The 20607-nt window shown below is 73.0% G+C and carries 18 protein-coding genes; 12 read left to right on the forward strand and 6 right to left on the reverse strand.

Going from position 1 to position 20607, the window contains the following annotated elements:
* Positions 1–228: 228 nt before the first annotated feature.
* From BJ968_RS22170 to BJ968_RS22180, 3 genes are all read right to left on the reverse strand, one after another.
* Complete coding sequence (locus BJ968_RS22170; RefSeq protein ID WP_179755554.1) at positions 229–1116, reverse strand: hypothetical protein; 888 nt, start codon at positions 1114–1116, stop codon at positions 229–231.
* Between the two features lie 64 nt (positions 1117–1180).
* Positions 1181–2707 carry a 2-oxo acid dehydrogenase subunit E2 gene (locus BJ968_RS22175; protein WP_218885237.1) on the reverse strand — a complete coding sequence of 509 codons (1527 nt, stop codon included), beginning with the start codon at positions 2705–2707 and terminating at the stop codon, positions 1181–1183.
* A 33-nt stretch (positions 2708–2740) separates the two neighbouring features.
* On the reverse strand, positions 2741–4918 hold the full coding sequence (locus BJ968_RS22180; protein ID WP_179755555.1) for an alpha-ketoacid dehydrogenase subunit alpha/beta: 2178 nt from the start codon (positions 4916–4918) through the stop codon (positions 2741–2743).
* 119 nt (positions 4919–5037) lie between these two features.
* On the opposite strand from BJ968_RS22180, the gene BJ968_RS22185 reads away from it, so the two are divergent.
* Entirely contained in the window at positions 5038–5571 is a 534-nt protein-coding gene (locus BJ968_RS22185) for a VOC family protein (RefSeq protein ID WP_179755557.1), read from the forward strand.
* A 58-nt stretch (positions 5572–5629) separates the two neighbouring features.
* Complete coding sequence (locus BJ968_RS22190) at positions 5630–6289, forward strand: FCD domain-containing protein (RefSeq protein WP_179755559.1); 660 nt, start codon at positions 5630–5632, stop codon at positions 6287–6289.
* Positions 6290–6335: 46 nt separating this feature from the next.
* On the opposite strand, the gene BJ968_RS22195 is transcribed toward BJ968_RS22190, so the two are convergent.
* Positions 6336–7409, reverse strand: a complete 1074-nt coding sequence (locus tag BJ968_RS22195) for an SDR family oxidoreductase (RefSeq protein WP_179755561.1) — start codon at positions 7407–7409, stop codon at positions 6336–6338.
* 271 nt (positions 7410–7680) lie between these two features.
* On the opposite strand from BJ968_RS22195, the gene BJ968_RS22200 reads away from it, so the two are divergent.
* A complete protein-coding gene (locus BJ968_RS22200; protein ID WP_179755563.1) occupies positions 7681–8817 on the forward strand; it encodes a substrate-binding domain-containing protein in 1137 nt (378 codons plus the stop codon).
* Positions 8818–8884: 67 nt separating this feature from the next.
* Here the strand turns inward: BJ968_RS22200 and BJ968_RS22205 are convergent, their stop codons facing one another.
* A complete protein-coding gene (locus tag BJ968_RS22205) occupies positions 8885–9598 on the reverse strand; it encodes a helix-turn-helix domain-containing protein (RefSeq protein WP_179755565.1) in 714 nt (237 codons plus the stop codon).
* A gap of 32 nt (positions 9599–9630) precedes the next feature.
* Entirely contained in the window at positions 9631–10689 is a 1059-nt protein-coding gene (locus BJ968_RS22210; RefSeq protein WP_179755567.1) for a 2-dehydropantoate 2-reductase, read from the reverse strand.
* A gap of 217 nt (positions 10690–10906) precedes the next feature.
* On the opposite strand from BJ968_RS22210, the gene BJ968_RS22215 reads away from it, so the two are divergent.
* From BJ968_RS22215 to BJ968_RS22255, 9 genes are all read left to right on the forward strand, one after another.
* Positions 10907–11764, forward strand: coding sequence for an SDR family oxidoreductase (locus BJ968_RS22215; RefSeq protein WP_179755569.1), 858 nt, complete (start codon positions 10907–10909; stop codon positions 11762–11764).
* A gap of 45 nt (positions 11765–11809) precedes the next feature.
* Positions 11810–12646, forward strand: a complete 837-nt coding sequence (locus BJ968_RS22220) for an SDR family NAD(P)-dependent oxidoreductase (RefSeq protein ID WP_179755571.1) — start codon at positions 11810–11812, stop codon at positions 12644–12646.
* A gap of 75 nt (positions 12647–12721) precedes the next feature.
* Positions 12722–13789, forward strand: coding sequence for a zinc-binding dehydrogenase (locus BJ968_RS22225; protein ID WP_179755573.1), 1068 nt, complete (start codon positions 12722–12724; stop codon positions 13787–13789).
* 42 nt (positions 13790–13831) lie between these two features.
* Entirely contained in the window at positions 13832–15271 is a 1440-nt protein-coding gene (locus BJ968_RS22230; protein ID WP_179755575.1) for a M24 family metallopeptidase, read from the forward strand.
* Positions 15272–15326: 55 nt separating this feature from the next.
* Positions 15327–16535 (forward strand): metabolite traffic protein EboE, encoded by a 1209-nt coding sequence (gene eboE / locus BJ968_RS22235; RefSeq protein WP_179755577.1) that lies wholly within the window; start codon positions 15327–15329, stop codon positions 16533–16535.
* 28 nt (positions 16536–16563) lie between these two features.
* Entirely contained in the window at positions 16564–17352 is a 789-nt protein-coding gene (locus BJ968_RS22240) for a glucose 1-dehydrogenase (RefSeq protein ID WP_218885238.1), read from the forward strand.
* Positions 17353–17552: 200 nt separating this feature from the next.
* Positions 17553–18530 carry a zinc-binding dehydrogenase gene (locus BJ968_RS22245; protein ID WP_179755579.1) on the forward strand — a complete coding sequence of 326 codons (978 nt, stop codon included), beginning with the start codon at positions 17553–17555 and terminating at the stop codon, positions 18528–18530.
* Entirely contained in the window at positions 18527–19645 is a 1119-nt protein-coding gene (locus BJ968_RS22250; protein WP_218885239.1) for a zinc-binding dehydrogenase, read from the forward strand. The genes BJ968_RS22245 and BJ968_RS22250 overlap by 4 nt, the downstream gene beginning before the upstream one ends.
* Entirely contained in the window at positions 19642–20571 is a 930-nt protein-coding gene (locus BJ968_RS22255; RefSeq protein WP_179755581.1) for an NAD(P)-binding domain-containing protein, read from the forward strand. The genes BJ968_RS22250 and BJ968_RS22255 overlap by 4 nt, the downstream gene beginning before the upstream one ends.
* Positions 20572–20607: the final 36 nt, after the last annotated feature.

A 20607-nucleotide genomic window follows, 5' to 3' on the forward strand; every position in this document is an offset into this window, starting at 1 on the left:
GGCCGGGGGACCGCCGTCGAGCCCGGCAGGCGCGGTGGTCCGGAGCGGTGGGGTGGAGGAGCCTGCTGCGGCCCAGGAGGCCGACGACCGGTCAGGCGGACACCCACGAGAGTTTTCGACCGAGCCGGGCACCGGTACGGACGTGGCGTCGTGCTGGTCCACGGCAGAGCTGCTGAGAGGAGATCGCCGTCCTGTCCCCGGGTGGTACCAGCGCCCGGCGCGGTGACCTCAGCGGCGTGGGCCGGGCGGTGCTCCGACGGACGCCAGCTCCACCCAGAACTCCTCCGGCACCCAGGTACCGGCCGACCTCGCCACCGCCCGCACCGCCTTCTCGTCGGCGACCCGGAGCACGGTGGTCGTCGTGGCGAGGTCGCGCAGGTGCGACTGCAGCAGCGCAGTGCGCGGGTCGATGCCGAACTCGGCGCACACGGCGCGCAGGCGCGCGGACGGCAGGGCGGCGCTGCCCAGGTCGCCGGAGGCCCTGGACCGCCGGAGCGGTACCCGTACGGCCTCGAGCCCGGCGGTGGCGTTCCCCCTCACCGGCCCGGTGCGGGTCGTGCGTGCGAGGCGGTCGTCGTGGTCGAGCACCAGTGCGGGCAGCCCTCGCTCCAGGCACGCCTCGAGCGCGGCTGCGGCACCGCTCAGCGCCACCAGGCGCACCGCTCCCTCGTCACGGGCCCGTGCCAGTTCCTCCGCCAGCACGCTCGCGCTGCCCGCGGCTGTGCGCGGGCCCGGCGCCCCGTCCCTGTCGTCCAGGAGCAGGACGTCGGGGCCGTGGCGTCCGAGCCGGGCGCCGAACGTGGCCAGACGGTGTCGCCACCTCGACGGTGGCGCCCCGTCGCGCAGGGGCATCGTCGTCGCCACGGTGATCGAGGAGGGGTCCTCCACCCGGTCGAAGGCGGGACGCACCTCCTGCTGGACCTGCCGGTCCGTCAGGTCCGACAGGTCCAGGAAGGTGAACGGCCCGTCCAGCACACCGGCCAGGACCGCACCGCCGAGCCGCGGTCCCGTGCCCGGCCGGGCCGCGAGACGCAGACCCACCGCGGGCAGTTCCACGCAGCCCCGCGTCGGCCGGAACCAGGGGATGTGCGGGGGCAGCACGTCGGCCCAGCTCACGGCGCCCCGTGGCCCGGGCGCAGGTGTCGCGTCGCGCCGCTGCCGTCACCGTGGGCAGGAGCGCTCACGTGGCCAGCGTGATCAGCGGCCGCTGGAGGGTGTCGGTGAAGACGCGCAACCACCGGGCGGCCAGCGCGCCGTCCACGGCGCGGTGGTCGACCGACAGGACGACGTTCATCACGGTGGCGACGGCGAGGCCGCCGTCCTCGTCCACCACGGGGCGGCGCTGCCCGGCGCCCACCGCGAGGATCGCGGCGTGCGGGGGGTTGATGATGGCGCTGAACTCCTCCACGCCGTGCATCCCCAGGTTGGTCACCGCGATGGTGCCGCCCTCCAGTTCCCGCTGCACCAGCTTGCCCGCATCGGCCCGGGCGGCCAGGTCCCGCACCTGAGCGGCGATCCGGGTGATCGGCGTGGTGTCCACCGAGCGCAGCACCGGAGTCACCAGTCCCCGCGAGGAGGCGATCGCGACACCGACGTCGACGCTGTCGAAGCGGTTCAGCGCCTCCTCGCCCCAGGTGACGTTCACGTCGCTCACCTGCGCGGAGGCCAGGGCGACGGCCTTGAGCACGAAGTCGTTGACCGAGACCCGCACCGGCGCGACCTCGTTGACCCGGGCCCGCAGGGCCAGGAGGTCGTCGAGGTGGACCGAGGCCTTGAGGTAGAAGTGCGGGGCCTGCTGCTTGCTCTGGACCAGCCGGGCGGCGATGGCCTTGCGCAGCCGGCTGTGCGGCACCGCGCCGGCCGCCGACCCCGGCGCCGCCGGCGGCTGCACCGGCAGCGAGGTTCCCGGTGCACCCGCCGGGGTGCCGCTGCGGTCCGCGTCGGCACCGGCGACCGGTGGCGTGGCTGGGGCGTGCACGGGGTGTTCGGTCTGCGCCTCGGGCGGCGTCTGGGCCAGGCTGGTGGAGGCCAGGTCGGCGGTCCCGTCCGGCTGCTCCCCCGCCTCCGGGGGGTTCTGCGGCGCTCGCCGGTCCGCTGCGGGCCGGGAACCGTCCGCGGGGGAGGTGGCGAGCGCCTGCTCGACGTCACGGCGCACGATCCGCCCGCCCGGCCCGGTCCCGGTGACGTCGTCCAGCGCGATGCCTGCGTCCTTGATCATCTTGCGGGCCAGCGGGCTGGCGAAGACCCGCTGCTGCCCGGACCGCGGGTGCTCCGGGGGCGCCGCGGTGGGCCGTCCCTCGGGTTCCTCGGTGGGTCGGGGGACGGATTCGGCCGCGGGAGCGGGGAGGGTGACGACGGGCTCGTCCCGGTGCTGAGGGTCGGCCGGCGCCACCGGCGGCTCGGCGCCGGCGCCCGCGCTGGTCACCCCCAGTTCGGCCAGGAGCGCGTCGAGGTCGGCGATCTCCTCCTCGGGAGCCAGCAGCAGCGCCACCGGGGCCCCGACGTCGACGGTCGCTCCCGCCGGGGCCAGCACGCGTGCCAAGGTCGCGGCCTCCTCGGCCTCGATCTCGACGACGGCCTTGTCGGTCTCGATGCTGACGAGCGCCTCGCCGGGGCGGACGCTGGAGTTCTCGGCCACGAGCCACTCCGAGACGACGGCCTCGGTGGCGCCGGTGGACACCTCGGGCATGTTCAGCAGTTTGGGCACCACTCCTCCTTCCGGACTGCGTCGTGGGGCCGGTCAGGCCGGCCGGATCTGCTCGAGCGCGGCGACGATCTCCTCGACGCCGGCGATGGCGGCGCGTTCGAGGACCTTGCTGATGCTGGGGGAGGCCTCGGCGCCGGTGACGCGCTGGACCGGCTGGTCGAGCCAGTCGAACAGCCGCCGCTGGATCTCGTCGGCCAGCCAGCCGCCGTAGGAGGTGCCGATGGCGCCCTCCTCGACGATGAGCACGTTGTTGGTCTTCTTGATGCTCGTCTCGAGGGTTTCCCAGTCGAGGCTGGCCCGGTCCAGCCAGCGCAGGTCGACGACGTCGGCGTCGACGCCGGTGGTCTCGACGGCCTGCAGGCACTTGGCGACCATCCCCAGGTAGGAGACGACCGTCAGTTCGCTCCCCTCGCGGCGCAGCGCGGCGCGGCCCACGGGCAGGACGTGGTCGAGGTCGTCGGCGGGCGCGGTACCCCTCGTCGCGTACAGCTCGACGCTCTCCAGCACCACCACCGGGTCCTGGCACAGCAGGGCAGCGTTCATCAGCCCGACGTAGTCGAAGGGGTCGCTGGGGGCCACGACCCGCAGACCGGCGGAGGTGGTGAGGATCCCCGCGGGGTCCATGGAGTGCTGCGAACCGTAGCCGGTGCCGGCGGCCAGCTTGCTGCGCAGGACGAAGGGCACCGCGCTGTGACCGCCGAACATGTGCCGGGCCCGGGCGACCTGGTTGAACAACTGGTCGGCGGCCACCCACATGAAGTCGGCGTACATGAACTCCACGACGGGTTTGTACCGCCCGTCGAGCGCGATGCCGCACCCCAGACCGGTGAAGGCGTTCTCGCTGATGGGGGTGCCCAGCACCCGTCCGGGGTGGTGGGCGGCCAGGTCCCGCGTCGCGCCGTTGGTGCCGCCCTTGAGCTTGTGCACGTCCTCGCCGAGCACGACGATCGACTCGTCGGTGCTCATGCGCCGGTCCATGACCGCCGCGACGGCGTCGATGAAGCGCCACTCCCGGGTCGGGCCCGTGAAGGTCGCCAGTTCCTCGTGCCGCGTTCCGTCGAACTCGCTGAGGTCGCCGCGGATCCCCACGTCGACGAAGTCGCGGTCGGGCCACTCCGAGGCCTTGATGCGGCGGGCGGAGGGTTTGCCGTCGGGGTCCGGTTCGAGCAGGTCGGCCTCGATCTGGCCCATCACGGTCTCGACGTCGGCCAGGGCCCGGTCGATCTCCTCGGCCGAGGCCAGGCCGCGGCGCTCGACGTGCCGGCGCACCGCGAGCAGGGGGTCGCGCTCACGCCAGGCGCGCTCCTCGTCCTTGCCGCGATAACCGAATGCGCTGCCTGGGTAGGGACCGTTCTGGTGGAAGAAGCGGTACACGTCGGCCTCGATGAGCGTGGGACCCCCGCCACCGCGCATGAACTCCAGCGCCTGCTGCATCGCCAGGTGCACCGCGAGGGGGTCCATGCCGTCCACCCGCCAGCTGGGGATGCCGAAACCCGGACCCCGCGCCGAGAGCCGGGGCTCGCCGGTGGCCTCGCTGACGTGGGTGGAGACCGCGTACTGGTTGTTCTCGATGAAGAAGCAGATGGGCAGCTTCCACGCCGCGGCCAGGTTGAACGTCTCCAGCACCGAACCGATGTTCACCGCTCCGTCGCCGAAGTAGGTGACCGAGACCGCGTCCGTCCCGGCCTGACGGTCGGCCCAGGCGAAACCGGCCGCCTGCGGGACCCCGCCGCCGACGATGGCGTTGGTGCCCATCGCCCCGGCTTCGCGCCACTGCAGGTGCATGGAACCGCCGCGCCCGCGGCAGTACCCGCGCGCCAGGCCGCAGATCTCGGCCAGCGTCCGCTCCAGCACGGTCCGCACGTCGGGGGTGATCTCCGGCAGCGACCCCGGGGAGGCCTTCGCGACGTGACCGAAGGCCTTGGCCAGGAACTGGTGGTGACCGCGGTGCGAACCGGTGATCTGGTCGTCGCTGCGCAGGCCGAGGATGGAACCGACCGCGCCGCCCTCCTGGCCGATGCTGGAGTGCGCCGGGCCGTGCACCAGTCCCTGGCCGGCCAGGTCCAGGACGTGCTGCTCGAACGTGCGGATCCAGATCAGCTGGCCCAGCGCCTGCAGCAGGACGTCGCCGTCGGCGCGGTCCCAGTCCTCTTCGGTGGTGCTCAGCTCCACCCAGGGCGCGGACGCGTCGAGCGGTCGGGACGTGGCCATGGCTCCTCCTCGAACGGCCTCGTGGATGTGAGCACTCTGGCACTGATCGGATCCAACGGCAAGACTATGCTGGACAATGACCAACGATCAGCATTCGATCGGATCCGAAGGAGGATGCGATGGCTACCCACCGAACCCTGCCGGGCCTGCAGCGCCTGGACCACGTCGGCTTCACCGTCCCCGACCTGCGACAGGCCCGCGACTTCCTGGTCGACGTCCTGGGGTGCGAGTACCTGTACTCCCTGGGGCCCTTCGCCCACGAGGACGACTGGATGCGCACGCACCTGAACGTCGCTCCGGACACCGTCATGCGCCAGCTGCACTTCTTCCGCTGCGGACCGGCCGCGGTCTTCGAGGTGTTCGAGTACGACGCTGCCGACCAGCGGTCGGACCCGCCGCGCAACAGCGACGTCGGTGGGCACCACGTCGCGCTGTACGTCGAGGACCTCGACGCCGCCGTGGACTACCTGCGGACCCAGCCCGGGGTCACCGTGCTCGGCGAGCCCACCAGCAGCCGCGGGCCGAGCGAGGGGCAGCGCTGGATCTACTTCCTGTCCCCCTGGGGCATGCAGTTCGAGCTGGTGTCCTACCCCCTCGGCAAGGCCTTCGACCGGGCGGCGACTGGTCCGGCCGGGCCGCGGTCGGACCGCTGACCGTCCCCGTAGATTGGGTCCCGCCTCCGGACGGCCCGGGCGGCGGGAGGGAGGAGCCGTGGCGACGCCGGAGCGCGCGGGCGTGGTGAGCCGGCGCATCGCCGACCGGATCCGGGAACTGATCCTGGACGGTCACCTGCAGCCCGGCCAGCGCATCGTGCAGGACGAGCTGGCCGCCGAGTTCGGCACCAGCCGTCTGCCGGTCCGCGAGGCGCTGCGCATGCTGGAGAGCACCGGTCTGGTGCGGTTGCGCTCCAGCAGCGGGGCCTGGGTGACGAGCATGGACCCCGGCGACCTCGACATCGCCTACAAGATCCGCGAGCGCATCGAACCCCTGGCCCTGGCCGAGAGCGTCCCGCACCTGACCGACGCCGACGTGGCGCGGCTGGAGGAACTGCAGGAGCAGATCGAGCGCAACCAGGACGTGGAGGTCTTCCTCGCGCTGGACCGCGAACTGCACTGGCTCACCTACAGCCGCACCACGTCCACCGAGCTGACGTTGCTCGCCGAGCGGTACTGGGACACCACCCAGTCCTACCGTCGCGCCTTCGCCCGGTTGGCGGGGGAGGAGCGCCGGTGGGTGATCAACGCCGAGCACCGGCTGCTCATCGACGCCGTGCGTCGCCGCGACGCCGACTCGGCCGAACACGTCCTGGCCGGGCACATCAAGCGGACCCGCATCGAGCTGCAGCGCCACCCCGACCTCTTCACCGGCTGAGCGACGCGGGAGCTCCGTCGCGGCGCCGAGATCGCGACGGGCCGCGTCAGGGGATGAGCCGCTCGCGGCGGTAGCGCTCGAACTGCGCCGTGAAGGAGTCCCAGGAGGAGCGGTGGACGGTGAACCCGGCGGCCCGGCTGCGGGCCATGTCCGTGACCACCTCCATCGGACGTCCCAGGTCGCTGTCGGAGTGCCACCAGCTGGCCAGCCGGTCCACGTCGGCCTCCGCCAGCCCGTGGCGCTCGGCGATCGCGCTCCACTGCTGCGCCGCGCCGGCCATCTGCTGCTCGAAGGGGCGGTCCTGCCCGTCCCAGCCCTCCCACGCGACGCCGAACCAGTCCGCGATGCGCGGCCACATCCACCGCCAGCGGAAGACGTCGCCGTTCACCACGTTGAACGCCTGGTCGGCGGCCGCCGGGGTCGAGGCGGCCCACACCATCTGCTCGCCGAGCACGTCGGCGTCGGTCACGTCCGTCAGCCCGTTCCACTGCTGCTGGGAACCGGGGAAGACCAGTGGGCGGTCGGTCTCGCGGGCGATCGAGGCGGCCACGGCGATGGTCAGGGCCATGTTCATGGCGTTGCCGACCGCGTGCCCGATGACGGTGTGCGAGCGGTGCACGCTCCAGGTGAACCCGTACCGGGCGGCCGCCTCGAACAGGGCGTCCTCCTGGGCGTAGTAGAAGTTCGGCGCGTCCAGGCGAGGTTCGTCCTCGTGGAAGGGTGTGTCCGGCACCGCGCCCTGCGCGTAGGCCTCGAACGGGCCGAGGTAGTGCTTCAGCCCCGTCATCAGCGCCACGTGCCGCACGCTGCCGCCCGGGCCCACCGCGTCCAGTGCGCGGCGCACGATCGCCGAGTTCACCTCGATGTTCTCCGCCTCGGTGGGCCGGCGGACCCAGGTCGTGATGTGCACGGTGTCCGGCCGCAACGGCGACAGGGCGGCCTGGACCGAGCCGTCGTCCAGCAGGTCGGCCGGCACGTGCTGCACGCCCTCTTGATGCGGTGTGCGACGGGAGACGCCCCACACCTCGGAGCCCACCGCGCGCGAGGCACGGGCCACCGCCGCTCCGGAGATGCCGGTGGCACCCAGGACCAGGGTGGCGGCGGGAGTTCGATCGGCCATGTGACCTCCAGGGGACGGGCCGGACCTCGGGCCCGGCGGCGCAGCCCGGCCGGCGGGACCGGCCGGGGTGGGCTTCAGGACGTCGTGGGGCGGACCTTGCCACCCCACGGGTGTTCAACCATACTGGACAGGCGCAGCGACGCGCGCTGAACAGGTCCGCGGACCTGCTCCCTCACGCCGCGAGACGTCCGCCACCGACGACCACCCGGTGCGCCGCTCGCATCCACCGCCCGCCGCCCCGTCCCGGGGCAGGCCGTCGAAGGGACTGCTCATGAACCGCAAGGACCCCCGCACCACCTCACGGCGCCGGCTGTCCGCGCTGGCCGGCGCTCTCGTCGTCGGCCTCGCCGCCTGCGGCTCCACCGGCAGCGGTGGGACCGCCGGCGGGCAGGAAGAAGCCTCCGCGCAGGGCACGCCGCTGGCCGGGGCCCCCTCCTGGTGCGGCAGCAAGGAGATCACCCTGGCGCTGGCCGACGGGTTCGGCGGGAACAACTGGCGGCAGGTGACGGCCGCCGAGGCCCGCGACGAAGCCTCCAAGTGCCCCAGCGTCACCGAGTTCTCCTACGCCGACGGCCAGGGCAACACCCAGAAGGCGATCTCCGACGTCCAGGGTTTCGTGGCCAAGGGGGTCGACGCGATGGTCGTCTTCCCCGACGCCGGGCAGGCGATGCTGCCGGCCCTGCGCAGCGCCCACGACGCCGGTGTGGTGACCGTCCCCTACCGCGTGGACCCCGGCGGTCAGCCCGGTCGCGACTACGACGCCTTCATCAGCACCGACTTCAGCCAGGCCGGGGAGTTGTGGGCGAACTTCCTCGTCAAGGCCCTGCCGCAGGGCGGGACCGTCCTCAACCTCGGCGGCCCGGCGGCGAACTCCCAGAGCCAGGCCGAGTACGAGGGCATGCAGCGGGTGCTCAAGGACCACCCGAACATCGAGTTCATCGGTCAGACCCCGTACGAGGTGACCAACTGGGACCCCGCGCAGACCCAGCGCGTCGTCACCGCCGCCCTGGCGACGAACCCGAGGATCGACGCCGTCACCACCGACTTCGGCTCCGCCCTGGCCAGCGCCTTCGGCGCCTTCGAGCAGGCCGGCCGGCCCATCCCCGCCATCGCCACCGAGGACTCCAACCAACTGGCCTGCGCGTGGCGCGACCAGCAGGCGGCCGGCACCGGTTTCGACCTGTTCACCGTCGACTCCCAGAACGCGATGGGACGACTGGCCGTGCAGTACGCCGTGGCCAAGGCGTCCGGCGGGGTGCTGCCGGACTCCACCGAGTACCCGCAGACCGCGTTCGAGGACTCCCTGAGCGGTCAGCCCCACCCGGTGACGTGCGACGACCAGCTCCCTCCGGACGCCTTCGTGTCCAGCACCCTGAGCAAGGAGCAGCAGATCGCCGCGCTGGAGTGAGGTGAGCGTGTGGAGGGGCCGGCCCACCGGACCGGCCCCTCCACACGTCCTGCCGGCCCTGCGGCCCTCAGCGGTCGGTGGACAGGCCCAGGGCCTGCAGCGCTGCCGGTGGCAGTCCGCCCGGCCGGCGCCCGAGCACGAACCACACGCCCCGGGCGGGGCGGTCGCTCTCGTTGCGGTACAGGTGCGGGCGCGAGGAGTCGAACGACAGCGAGTCCCCGGGGCGCAGCACGTGCCGGGTGAACTCCAGCTGCAGGCTCAACGTCCCCTCCAGCAGGTAGGCGTACTCCACCCCGGTGTGCTGGGTGAGCTTGCCGCTGGAGGAGGAGCTGCCGCCGGGCTGGTACGTGACCAGCAGGCAGTCCACCAGCGCGTCGGCCGAATCGGTCAGCTTCTCCCACACGACGCCCGACTCCAGCTCCAGCGTCGGGCGCGTGCCCGGGCGCATGACGGTGTCCCAGTGCGGGCGGTCGTCGGCGTCCAGTTCGGCGGCGACCTGCGTGAAGTCGGCCCCGACGACGCTGAGCCCACCGGCAGCCGCCACAGGTTGCTGGGCTTCCTCGTGCCCGGCGGGGTTGGCCGGGGCGTCGACGAGGACCTCGTCCAGGGACAGGCCCAGGACGTTGACCAGGGCGTACAGGGTGTTCACCGACGGCTGCGACTTGCCGGTCTCGATCTGCGAGAGCAGGCTCGCCGACACCCCGGCGCGGGTGCCCAGTTCGCGCAGGCTCCAGCCCATGCTCGTGCGCCGGGCCTTGATGGCCTCAGCGATGCGGTCCATGGTCACTCCTCACCGACCGGGCTCATCGAGGTTCACCGGGACACCGTCCGCCGGTCCGGGCCGACCCCGGCCGAGTCCAGCAGCGGTCGCAGGTTGTGCAGTCCGCGGTGCGCGGTGCCGGACTCGACCGCGTGGGCCAGTCGCACGACGGCCTCGTTCACCGGTGCGGGCGCGCCGTGGGCACGCAGCGTCGCGACGACACGGCCGTTGATCTCGTCCACCTCGCAACGGCGTCCGCGCCGCCAGTCCTGCAGCACCGTCGACAGGGTGGTGGGACGGACGTAGTCCGTCAGCAGCTTGTCCACCAGGTCCCGCACGTAGTCCTCCGGTCGAGCGTCGTCGACGTCGTCCAGACCGAAGATACCGACCAGCCGGGACCCCTCGGCGCGGCACGCGGCGACCGCCTCCAGGCCGGCGCGCGTCATGAGCTCGGCCATGCCCGGCTGGTGGGCGGCCTCCGCGATGGACAGGTCCAGCAGGGCGGAAGGCACCAGTTCGGCGGCGTTGAGGACGAGTTTCATCCACTTCGCCGACAGGATCTCGCGGGAGACCTCGACGGTGCCGCAGTGCCGCAGCACCCCGGCGACCTCCTCCTCCCGTCCGCGGGTGGCGCCGTCGACGGACCCCACGGCGAACCACGACCGCTCCCGCGGGGAGTGACGCTCGACGACGCCGGGGGTGAACAGGGTCGAGGAGATCTCCAGGACGGCTCCCAGCGTGCGGTGCGTCCCCACGACGTCGGCCACGTCGGCGGTGGTCATGCCGTTCTGCAGGGCCACCACCACGCCGTCCCGGGCCACGACGCTCTTGACCAGCTCCGCTCCCCAGCGCGTGTCGTACGCCTTGAGCACCAGCAGCACGACGTCGAAGCGGGTGCGCATCGACGCGACGTCGCACAGGTGGTGGGCGCGGACGGGCACGGTGATCGAGCCGTGCTCGGACTCGACCGTCAGCCCGTCGCGCCGCATCACCTCCACGTGCTCGGGCCACTGGTCGATCAGCGTCACGTCGAGCCCGGCCCGGACCAGGTCGGCCGCGACCGCGGCGCCGTTGGCGCCCGTGCCCAGGACGGCGATCCTGGTCCTGCCCACTGCGACCCCCTCGTCTCGGTGGTGCTGCGCGGCACCGCGAACTCGGGACCACGCTAAACCCCCGGAGGACGTCTTGTCGCGTACCGGTGAACGATCGGGGCCGCGGCGCGCCTGAACCGGCCGTCCCCTTGACATCGAATCCCCAACGGCGTTCAGTGACAGCGAACACCAGGGCTGGGCGACGATGCCGGCCGGGACTCGACGCGGAGGAGACGGTGTGAGCCAGCACGTGAGCGAGCACGGGACTCAGCTCGGGACCCCGCCTGGGACCCGGCCCGGTGACGAGCGCCCGGACGAGTCCTGGACCCGAGGGCACGTCGCCCTCGTGACCGGGGCAGCGGGCGGCATCGGCCGCGCCACCGCTGAACGCTTCGCCGCCGCCGGGGTCGACCTCGTCCTGGCCGACGTGAGCGAGTCGGTGCACGCGGTGGCCGAGGACCTGCGCTCGCGCACCGGAGCACGTGTCAGCGACCACCGGCTGGACCTGGGCGACCCCACCCGGGTGCGTGAGCTGGCCGCCGCGGTCGCAGGTGACTTCGGGCGCCTGGACTCCCTGCTGCTGGTCGCCGGCACCGTGCAGACCGCGGCCGGCATCGCCGACCTGGAGCCGGGCGAGTGGAACCGCGTGCTGCGCGACGACCTGACCGCGCCCTACCTGCTCGCCCACGCCTTCGCTCCGTTGCTGGCCGCTGGTGGCGGCGGATCGCTGACCGCGGTGTCCTCCTGGTGGGGACGCTCCGGGCACGCCTACTTCGCGGCCTACTGCGCCGCCAAGGCGGGGCTGATCGTCCTGGTGCAGTCCCTGGCCGCCGAGCTCGCTCCCGCGGTGCGCTGCAACACCGTCTGCCCGGGGAACATCGACACCGCCATGCACCGGGCCGCGCTGGCCTCCGAGGCGAGTGCCCGGGGCGTGGAGGTCGAGCAGGTCCGGGCCGAGGAGTGGGCGAAGATCCCCCTGCGGGTGGCCGGGCCGCCGCAGGCGATCGCCGACGCCCTGTTCTTCCTGTCCTCCCCGCAGGCCGGGTACGTCACCGGCGCCTCCCTCGACGTCAACGGCGGCGTCGTCTTCCACTGACCACCCGGGCCGGGACCGGCCCGGCCCACACCACGGAGCCTGACGATGAGCCAGCCGGCGCACGCCTCGCCGCACACCACGACGGACGACACGACGATCGGGGAGCCCGCCCTCCACGGCCGGGCCGCGATCGTGACCGGCGCCGGCAGCGGTCTGGGCCGGGCCACCGCGCTCGCGCTGCGCGCCGCCGGGGCCGACGTGCTCGCCGTGGACGTCGACGGGGACGCCGCGCGCCGGACGGCGGCGCAGTCGCCGGACACCGCCGGGGCGGGCCGTGCCGACGCCTTCGCCGCCGACGTCACCGACCCCGCTCAGGTGGACGCCTACGTCGCGCGCGTGCAGGAGGTCTTCGGCACGCCGACCCTGTTCTTCAACAACGCCGGGGTCGAGGGCGCGCACACCACGCTGGCCGACACGACGCTGGAGTCCTGGTTCTCGGTCGTGAACGTCAACCTGCACGGGGTCTTCCTGGGCCTGCGGGCGGTGCTGCCGGTGATGGCCGCCGCCGGCGGCGGGGCCATCGTCAACACCGGCTCCCTGCTCAGCCTGAAGGGCGCTCCGGCCCGGGCCGACTACGTCGCGACCAAGCACGCCGTGCTCGGGCTGACCCGGGTGGCGGCGGCCGAGGGCGCCGCGGCCGGGGTGCGGGTGAACTGCATCTGCCCCGGCCCGGTCGACACCCCGTTGATGAGCCGCTCCGAGCACCTGGTGAACCCCGACGACCCGCAGTTCGAGCGGCGCCGGTTCATCGCGGGAACCCCGCTGGGCCGTTACGGGACGCCGCAGGAGATCGCGCACCTGGTGCGCTTCCTGCTGTCCCCGGGTGTCGACTACCTCACCGGCGCCGCCGTCTCCGTCGACGGCGGCATCACCGCCGTGTGAACAGCCGCCCGCCACGCGAACCCGCACCGACCGCAGCACCGAGCCCAGCACTGAGCCCAGCACTGAGGAGAGACCGTGAAGGCCGCCGTTTTCCACGCCGCCCGTGACCTGCGCGTGCAGGACGTCCCCGAACCGGGGGCCCTGGGCCCGACGGCGGTGCGCCTGCGGCCGGTCGTCTGCGGCATCTGCGGCACCGACCTGCACGAGTTCGCGGCCGGTCCCATCGTCACCCCCGCCGCACCGCACCCCCTCAACGGCTCGGTGCTGCCGCAGGTGATGGGCCACGAGTTCTCCGCGCAGGTACTGGAGACCGGCCCGGAGGTGACCTCGGTCGCGGTCGGGGACCGGGTGGTCGTCATGCCCCTGGTGACGTGCGGCAAGTGCTACTTCTGCCGCCGCGCGCTGAACCACCTGTGCGTGGTGATGGCCTGCGTGGGGCTGAGCCACGACGGTGGCGGCCTGGCCGAGCAGGTCGTCGTGGAGGAGCAGCTCCTGACCCGGCTGCCCGATGAGGTCAGCGACGTCCAGGGCGCCCTCGTCGAGCCCGCCGCCGTGGCGGCCTACGGCGTCGACCGGGCCGGTACACGCCCGGGCGACACCGTGCTCGTCACCGGCGCCGGGCCCATCGGGGCGCTGGCGGCGCTGTACGCCCACGCCGCCGGGGCCGCGCGCGTCATCGTCTCCGAGCCCAACGCCCGCCGCCGCGCGCTGGCCGAAGCGTTCGGCGTCGTCGAGGTCGTCGACCCCGCCGCCGTCGACCTCGCGGACTTCGTGCGTGAGCGCACCGAGGGCGTCGGCGCCGACGTGGCCGTGGAGTGCTCCGGCAGTGAGCCGGGCCTGCGCAGCGCCCTGGCGGCGGTGCGGGCTGCCGGGACCGTCGCCCAGACCGGGCTGCACACCCGGCCGGCCAGCATCGACCCGATGGACCTGTCCAACCGCGACCTGACCCTGGTCGGCACGTGGTGCTACCCCGTGAACGACTTCGGCCGCGTCCTGCGGCTCATCGCCGGGGGCGCCTTCCCCGTCGAGAAGGTCCTCTCGGACGTCATCGACATCGACGACGTCGTCTCCCGGGGGTTCGAGCGCCTGCTGGACCCCACGTCGGACGCGCAGAAGGTCCTGGTGCGGGTTCCCGCCAGCTGACCGTCCCGTCCGGCACCACCTCACCGCTGAGAAGGAGCACGCATGGCCATCGCCACGTACGGTCAGTCGGCCGTCGACTGGGAGCAGCGCCTGGACCTCGATCGTCTGCGCACGCAGCGACTGGACCGGTTGCGGGCTGAGCTCGAACGCTCCGACCTGGGCGCCGTCCTGGCGTTCGACTTCACCAACATCCGGTACATGACGGCCACCCACATCGGCACCTGGGCCGTCGACAAGCTCATCCGGTTCTCGCTGCTGACCCGCCGGGGGGAACCGGTCGTGTGGGACTTCGGTTCCGCCGCCCGCCACCACCAGATGTACAGCCCGTGGCTGGACTCCCCGGCCGTGGGCAGCGACGACCCGCACGCCCCCCACCACGGCGCGAGGCCGAGCACGGCGACCGGAGCCGCTGCGGGCAGCGCGCCGGGCACGGTCAGCCGCTCGCGCGCCGGGATCTCCACCCTGCGTGGGGCCATCGCTCCCGAGGCCGGCATCGCGCAGGAGGTGGCCCGCAAGGTCCGCGAGGAGCTCGACGCCGCCGGCGTGCTCGGTGAGCCGCTGGGCGTCGACGTCGTCGAGATGCCGGTGCTGCTCGCGCTGCAGGCCGTCGGGATCGAGGTGGTGGACGGCCAGCAGGTGTTCCTGGAGGCCCGCCGCCTCAAGACCCGCGACGAGATCGGCCTGCTGACCCAGGCCGCCTCCATGGTCGACGCGGCCTACGACGACCTGTACCGGTTCCTGCGTCCGGGAGTGCGGGAGAACGAGTGCGTGGGCCTGGTGAGCAAGACGCTGTACGACCTGGGATCGGAGTTCGTCGAAGGGGTGAACGCCATCTCCGGCGAGCGCTGCTCCCCGCACCCGCACGTCTACTCCGACCGGCTGATCCGCCCCGGTGATCCTGCGTTCTTCGACATCCTGCACTCCTACATGGGTTACCGGACCTGCTACTACCGCACCTTCGCGGTGGGCAGCGCTTCCCGCGCCCAGCAGGACGCCTACGTGCGGGCTCGGGAGTACATGGACCACTCGATCTCCCTGGTGCGCCCCGGCGCCACGACGGCCGACGTGGTGAGCGTGTGGCCGACCGCCCAGGAGTTCGGGTTCCCCGACGAGGAGGCCGCTTTCGCGCTGCAGTACGGCCACGGGGTCGGGCTGTCGATCTGGGAGAAGCCCATCTTCAGCCGGCTGGTCTCCCTGGAGCACCCCGAGGTCCTGCAGGAGGGCATGGTCTTCGCGCTGGAGACGTACTGGCCCTCGGCCGACGGGCTGGGCGCGGCGCGCATCGAGGAGGAGGTCGTCGTCACCGCTGACGGGTGCGAGGTCATCACCAAGTTCCCGGCCGAGGAGCTGCTGGTGGCCGGACCCCGCTACCACACCGTCAGCGGCACGCTGCCCACCCGCCGTGAACCGCAGTCGCACCTGAACACCGCCGCCGGCTCGGGGCGTGCCCGCGACGGCGCCGTCGCCACCCCCGCGGGCTGAACCGTGCCGGACACGAGCACCGCGACTCGCACACCACGACCTGAGAGGAGTCCTCGTGCAGCTTCCCGACGCGCTGGGTGACCTGACCTACTCCACCCTGGTCCACCCCGGTGACACCTGGCCGGAGATGCGCCACAGCCTGGAGACGTTCGTCCCGCAGGTGAAGGCCCGCGTCAACCCCGACGGGCCCTTCGGGGTCTCCCTGCGGCTGTCGGGGGAGTCGGCGCGGACCCTGGCCGGGGACGAGGACGAGCGTCACCGGTTGCGCGACTGGCTGGCCGAGCAGGACCTGTACGTCTACACCGTCAACGCCTTCCCGCAGGGGGCGTTCAAGAACCGGGTCGTCATGGAGGACGTGTACGAACCGGACTGGTCCACGGCCGCCCGCGCCGACTACACCCGGCAGGTCGCCGACGTGCTGGCCGACATCACCCCCGAGGGTGTCAGCCCCAGCATCCAGACGATGCCGCTGGCCTTCAAACCCAAGGCCGGCTCGGCCGGGTACGTGGAGGCGTTCACCGGGCACGTCCTCGACGTCGCGGCCCACCTGGTGGGTCTGGAGCAGCGGACCGGGCGGCGGGTGGTGCTGGCGATCGAGCCCGAACCCTTCTGCTACCTGGAGACCGTCGCCGAGACGGTCGAGTACTTCGACACCCACCTTTTCAGCGGGAGCGCCTCGCAGGAGCTGGCCCGCCGGGCCGGGATCCCCCTGTCCGAGGCGCCGGCGGCGCTGCGCCGGCACCTGGGGATCGTCCTGGACATGGGCCACCAGTGCGTGGAGTTCGACGACCTGACCGTCTCCTTGCAGCTGCTGGCCGACCACGGCGTGCCGATCTTCAAGCTCCAGGCCGCGGCCGCGCTCTGGGTGCCGCAGGTGGGGGAGGAGGAGGTGGCCGAGCTGGAAGGGTTCACCGACACGATCTACCTGAGCCAGACCACCGAACGGGGACCGGACGGCCGGCTGCGCCGCTTCCTGAACCTGTCGGAGGCCATCGCAGCCTGGCGTGCCGACCCGCGAGCGGACGTGGAGTGGCGCACGCACTTCCACGTCCCGGTGTTCATGGACCGCATCGGCCCGTTCCGCACGACGCGCCCGATGATCGAGGACGCGCTGCGCGCCCACGTCGCCGCGCGGCAGTCGGCGCACCTGGAGATCGAGACCTACACGTGGGACGTCCTGCCCGCGCACCTGAAGACCGGCGACATCGTGGACTACGTCAGCCGCGAGCTGGAGTTCGTGCGCGACGTCCTGACCCGCGCGTGAGGACGACACCGACCGAGGAGGTACGCACGTGACCGGACGGCTGGAGGGCAAGGTCATCGCCATCACCGGGGCGGGCAGCGGCATGGGCCGCGCGTTCGCCGTGGCCCTGGCCCGCGAGGGCGCCGCCGTCGGTGTCCTGGACGTCGACGAAGCCGCCGCGCGGGGAACCGTGGAGGCGGTGGCGGCCGCCGGCGGGCGAGCGTTGGCCGCGAGTGCCGACGTCAGTCGGCGCGAGCAGGTGAGCGCGGCTCTGGAACAGGTGACCGGCGAACTGGGCGACCTGGACGTGATGTTCAACAACGCCGGGTTCAACCGGCCGATGCACCTGCTGGACGTCACCGAGGAGAACTGGCGCTCGATCATGGAGGTCAACGCGCTGGGCTGTCTCATCGGCATCCAGGAGGCGGCCAAGCTCATGATCGCTGCTGGGCACGGCGGGAAGATCGTCAACACCGCCTCCATCGCCGGACGGCAGGGGTACCCGAACTTCGCCCCCTACAGCGCGAGCAAGGCCGCGGTCATCTCGCTGACCCAGGCCGCGGCCCGCGGGCTGGCCGAGCACGGCATCACCTGCAACGCCTTCGCCCCCGGCGTCGTCGGGACCCCGTTGTGGGACCGGCTGGACGAGGACCTGCTCGCGATGGGCGTCTCGCAACGTCCCGGGCAGGCGATGGCCGACTTCGGCTCCGACATCCTGCGGGGCCGGGTCGCCACCCCGCAGGACATCGCCGGTACCGCCCTGTACCTGGCCTCGGACGATTCGGACTACCTGACTGGTCAGGTCGTCATGATCGACGGGGGGATGGTCCTGGTGTGAGGCCGCTGGAAGGCGAGGTGTTCAGCTTCGCACCTCGACCGCATTGACCTGTGTTCAATGCCAGCATACAGTTCAGGACGTTCCTCGTTGCTGAACGTCGTCATCGCAGCCGACACCGAGCCGACACCCGGCGACACGAGCCGACGTCGAGTCGGCCTCGAGCCGACACCCGGAAGGCCCGTGGACGCGGAGGAGAAACCGTGAAAGCCCTGCAGTTCACCGGCGGCACCGACCGACGTGTCGCCGACCTCGAGATCCCCGAACCCGCAGCCGACGAGGTCCTCGTCGCCTCCCGGTCGGTCGGCATCTGCCACTCCGACATCGAGCTGCTCGAGGGCCGGTACATCATCCCGTTCCAGTACCCGGTCATCCCCGGGCACGAGTGGTCCGGTGAGGTCGTCGCCCGCGGCGGCGACGTCACCGAGTTCGCCGTCGGCGACCGCGTCATCGGCGAGTGCGTCATCGGCACCGACCACTTCGGCTTCAGCATCAGCGGCGCCGCGGCGGAGTTCTTCATCGCCAAACCCTCCTGGCTGCACCGCATCCCCGATTCGATGACCAGCACGCAGGCCGCCCTGGTCGAGCCGTTCAGCTGCGGCTACTACGCGATCACCCAGGCCGGTGACGTGGACGCCGCCGACACCGCCGTCGTCCTGGGTGCCGGACCGATCGGTCTGGGAGTGGTCGCGGCCGCCGCCGGCCGCGGCGCCCGGGTCGTCGTCGTGGACCGCAACCCCGACCGGCTGGAACTGGCCGGCAAGCTCGGCGCCCACCACACCCTCGAACCCGGCGACGGACTGCAGGACGCGATCGGCTCCCTGACCGCCGGTCGAGGCGCAGACGTCGTGGTGGAGGCCAGCGGCTCCACCGCCGCGATGGCCTCGGCGCTGGAGATCGCCGGGTTCCGCGCCCGGCTGGTCAACGTCGGCATCGACGTCGGCGGCAGCGCCCCGGCCAAGCTCGGGCTCATCCAGTCCAAGGAACTCACCGTCCGCGGCACCATCGGCTCACCGGGCGTCTGGGAACGGACGCTGCGGTTCCTGGAAGGCACCGGCACCGACCTGTCGCCGCTGGTGACCGCCAGCTTCCCCCTCAGCCGCGCCGACGAAGCCGTCGACCTCGTCCACCGCGGCACCGGCCAGGTCAAGGTGCACCTCACGAGCGAGGCGACGCTGTGAGCGCCACGACGACACCCCTGTCCACCACCGTGCCGGACGATTCCGGGAGCGCGCAGCGGATGCGCGCCGCGGTCATGCACGGCCGCGGCGACGTGCGCATCGAAGAACGCCCCGTGCCCACCCCCGGGTCGGGGGAGGTGCTGCTGCGCGTCACCCGCGCCGGCATCTGCGGCACCGACGCCGGGGAGTTCACCCACGGCCCGTCGATGTTCCCCGTCGAGCGCGCCCACCCGGTCACCGGCCACCACGGCCCCATGGTCATCGGCCACGAGTTCATCGGCGACGCCGTCGCCGCCGGGCCCGGCGCCGAGGAGTTCACCGGCCGCCGCTTCGCCAGCGGCGCCGGGGTGTGGTGCGGGCAGTGCCCCTGGTGCCGAGCTGGGCGCATCAACTTGTGCGAGCGCTACTGGACCGCGGGCCTGAGCGCCGACGGTGGCCTGGCCGGGTTCGTCACCGTCCCGGCCACGACCCTGGTCGAGATCCCCGACGCCTCCCACGACGACGCCATGGGCCTGGCCCAGCCCCTCGCGGTGGGCCTGCACGCCGCACGGCGCTCCGGCGCCGGGCCGGGGGACGTCGTCGTCCTCGTCGGCGCCGGTGCCATCGGCTCCTTCATCCTGTGCGGACTGGCCGGCAGCGGCGCCGAGCGCATCATCGCCCTCGACGTCGACCCCCACCGGCTCGCCACCGCCGGCGAGCTCGGCGCCACCGAGACGCACGACGTGTCCGACCGCGACCCTGTCGCCCTCGTGCACGAGCTGACCGACGGAGTCGGAGCCTCCATCACCATCGAGGCCACCGGCCGCGACGGCTCGGCTCAGCGCGCGCTGGACACGACCCGCCGCGGCGGCCGCGTCCTGTTCGTCGGCCTGCCCCACGCCCCCCAGCCGCTCGACCTCGCTCCCACGATCCTGCGCGAGGTCGAGATGACCACCACGCTGGCCCACGTCTGCACCCAGGACCTGCCCGAGGCGGTCGAGCTCCTGCGCGACGGACGCATCGCCGACCTGCTGCTCGGGGAGGTCATCGGCCTGGACGACCTGGTCACCCGAGGCCTGCAGCCGCTGTCGGCCGGCACCGCCCCGGGCAAGGTCCTGGTGGACCCGTGGCGGTGAACAAGGTCGCGGTCCTGGGCCTGGGCCGCATGGGAGCGGCGGTGGCCGCCGCGCTGAGCGCCGCCGGCCGCGAGGTGCTGGTCTGGAACCGCAGCGAGCAGGGCCACCACCGCCTGGCCGCGGAAGCGGCTCTGCGTGAAGCGCTGATCGAGCGCGCCCCGACCCCGGCGCGCGCCGCCGCCGGCGCCGACCTCGTCCTGACGTCCCTGGCCGACGCCGCGGCGCTGCGCGAGGTCCTCACCGGCCCCGACGGAGCGCTGTCGGGAGCACGACCGGGAACGGTCGTGGCCGACACCTCCACCATCGGCGTCGCCGCCGCCCACGACCTGGCCGCCGCCGCCGGGGCCGCGGACGCCGTCTACTGCGACGCCCCGGTCTCCGGCAGCGTGGCCAGCGTCCGCTCCGCGACGCTGCTGGTGATGGCCGGCGGGCCCGACGACGCGGTGGGACGGCTGGCCGAGGTCGCGCCGGCGTTCTCCGCCGGCGTCGTGCACACCGGTGCCGTCGGCAGCGGCCAGGCCGCCAAGCTCGCCGTGAACTCGATCGTCTACAGCCTCAACGCCGCGGTGGCCGAGGCCCTCGTCCTCGCCGAGCGCGGCGGAGTCGCGCGGGCGACGGCGTTGCAGGTGTTCACCTCCAGCGCCGTGGCCGCCCCCCTGGTGCGCTACAAGGCCGCCGCCTTCGCCGACCTGGACGCCGAGCCGGTGGCCATGTCGGTCGACCTCATGCGCAAGGACCTGCGCCTGATCGCCGATCAGGCCCAGCTGACCGGGACGGCGCTGCCGCTGGCCGAGCAGGTCACCGCACTCGCCGACGCGGTCTCGGCCGCCGGCAGGGGAAGCGCCGACATGGCCGCACTGGCCGTGCACCTGCGCGAGCTGGCCACCAGCTGGCCAGGTCAGCTCAGCCACCCCACTCACCCCTGAACGCTGCCGCCACCGCGCCGGGTCACTCCGGTCACC

This window comes from Kineococcus aurantiacus, assembly GCF_013409345.1.
GTDB lineage: Bacteria > Actinomycetota > Actinomycetes > Actinomycetales > Kineococcaceae > Kineococcus > Kineococcus aurantiacus.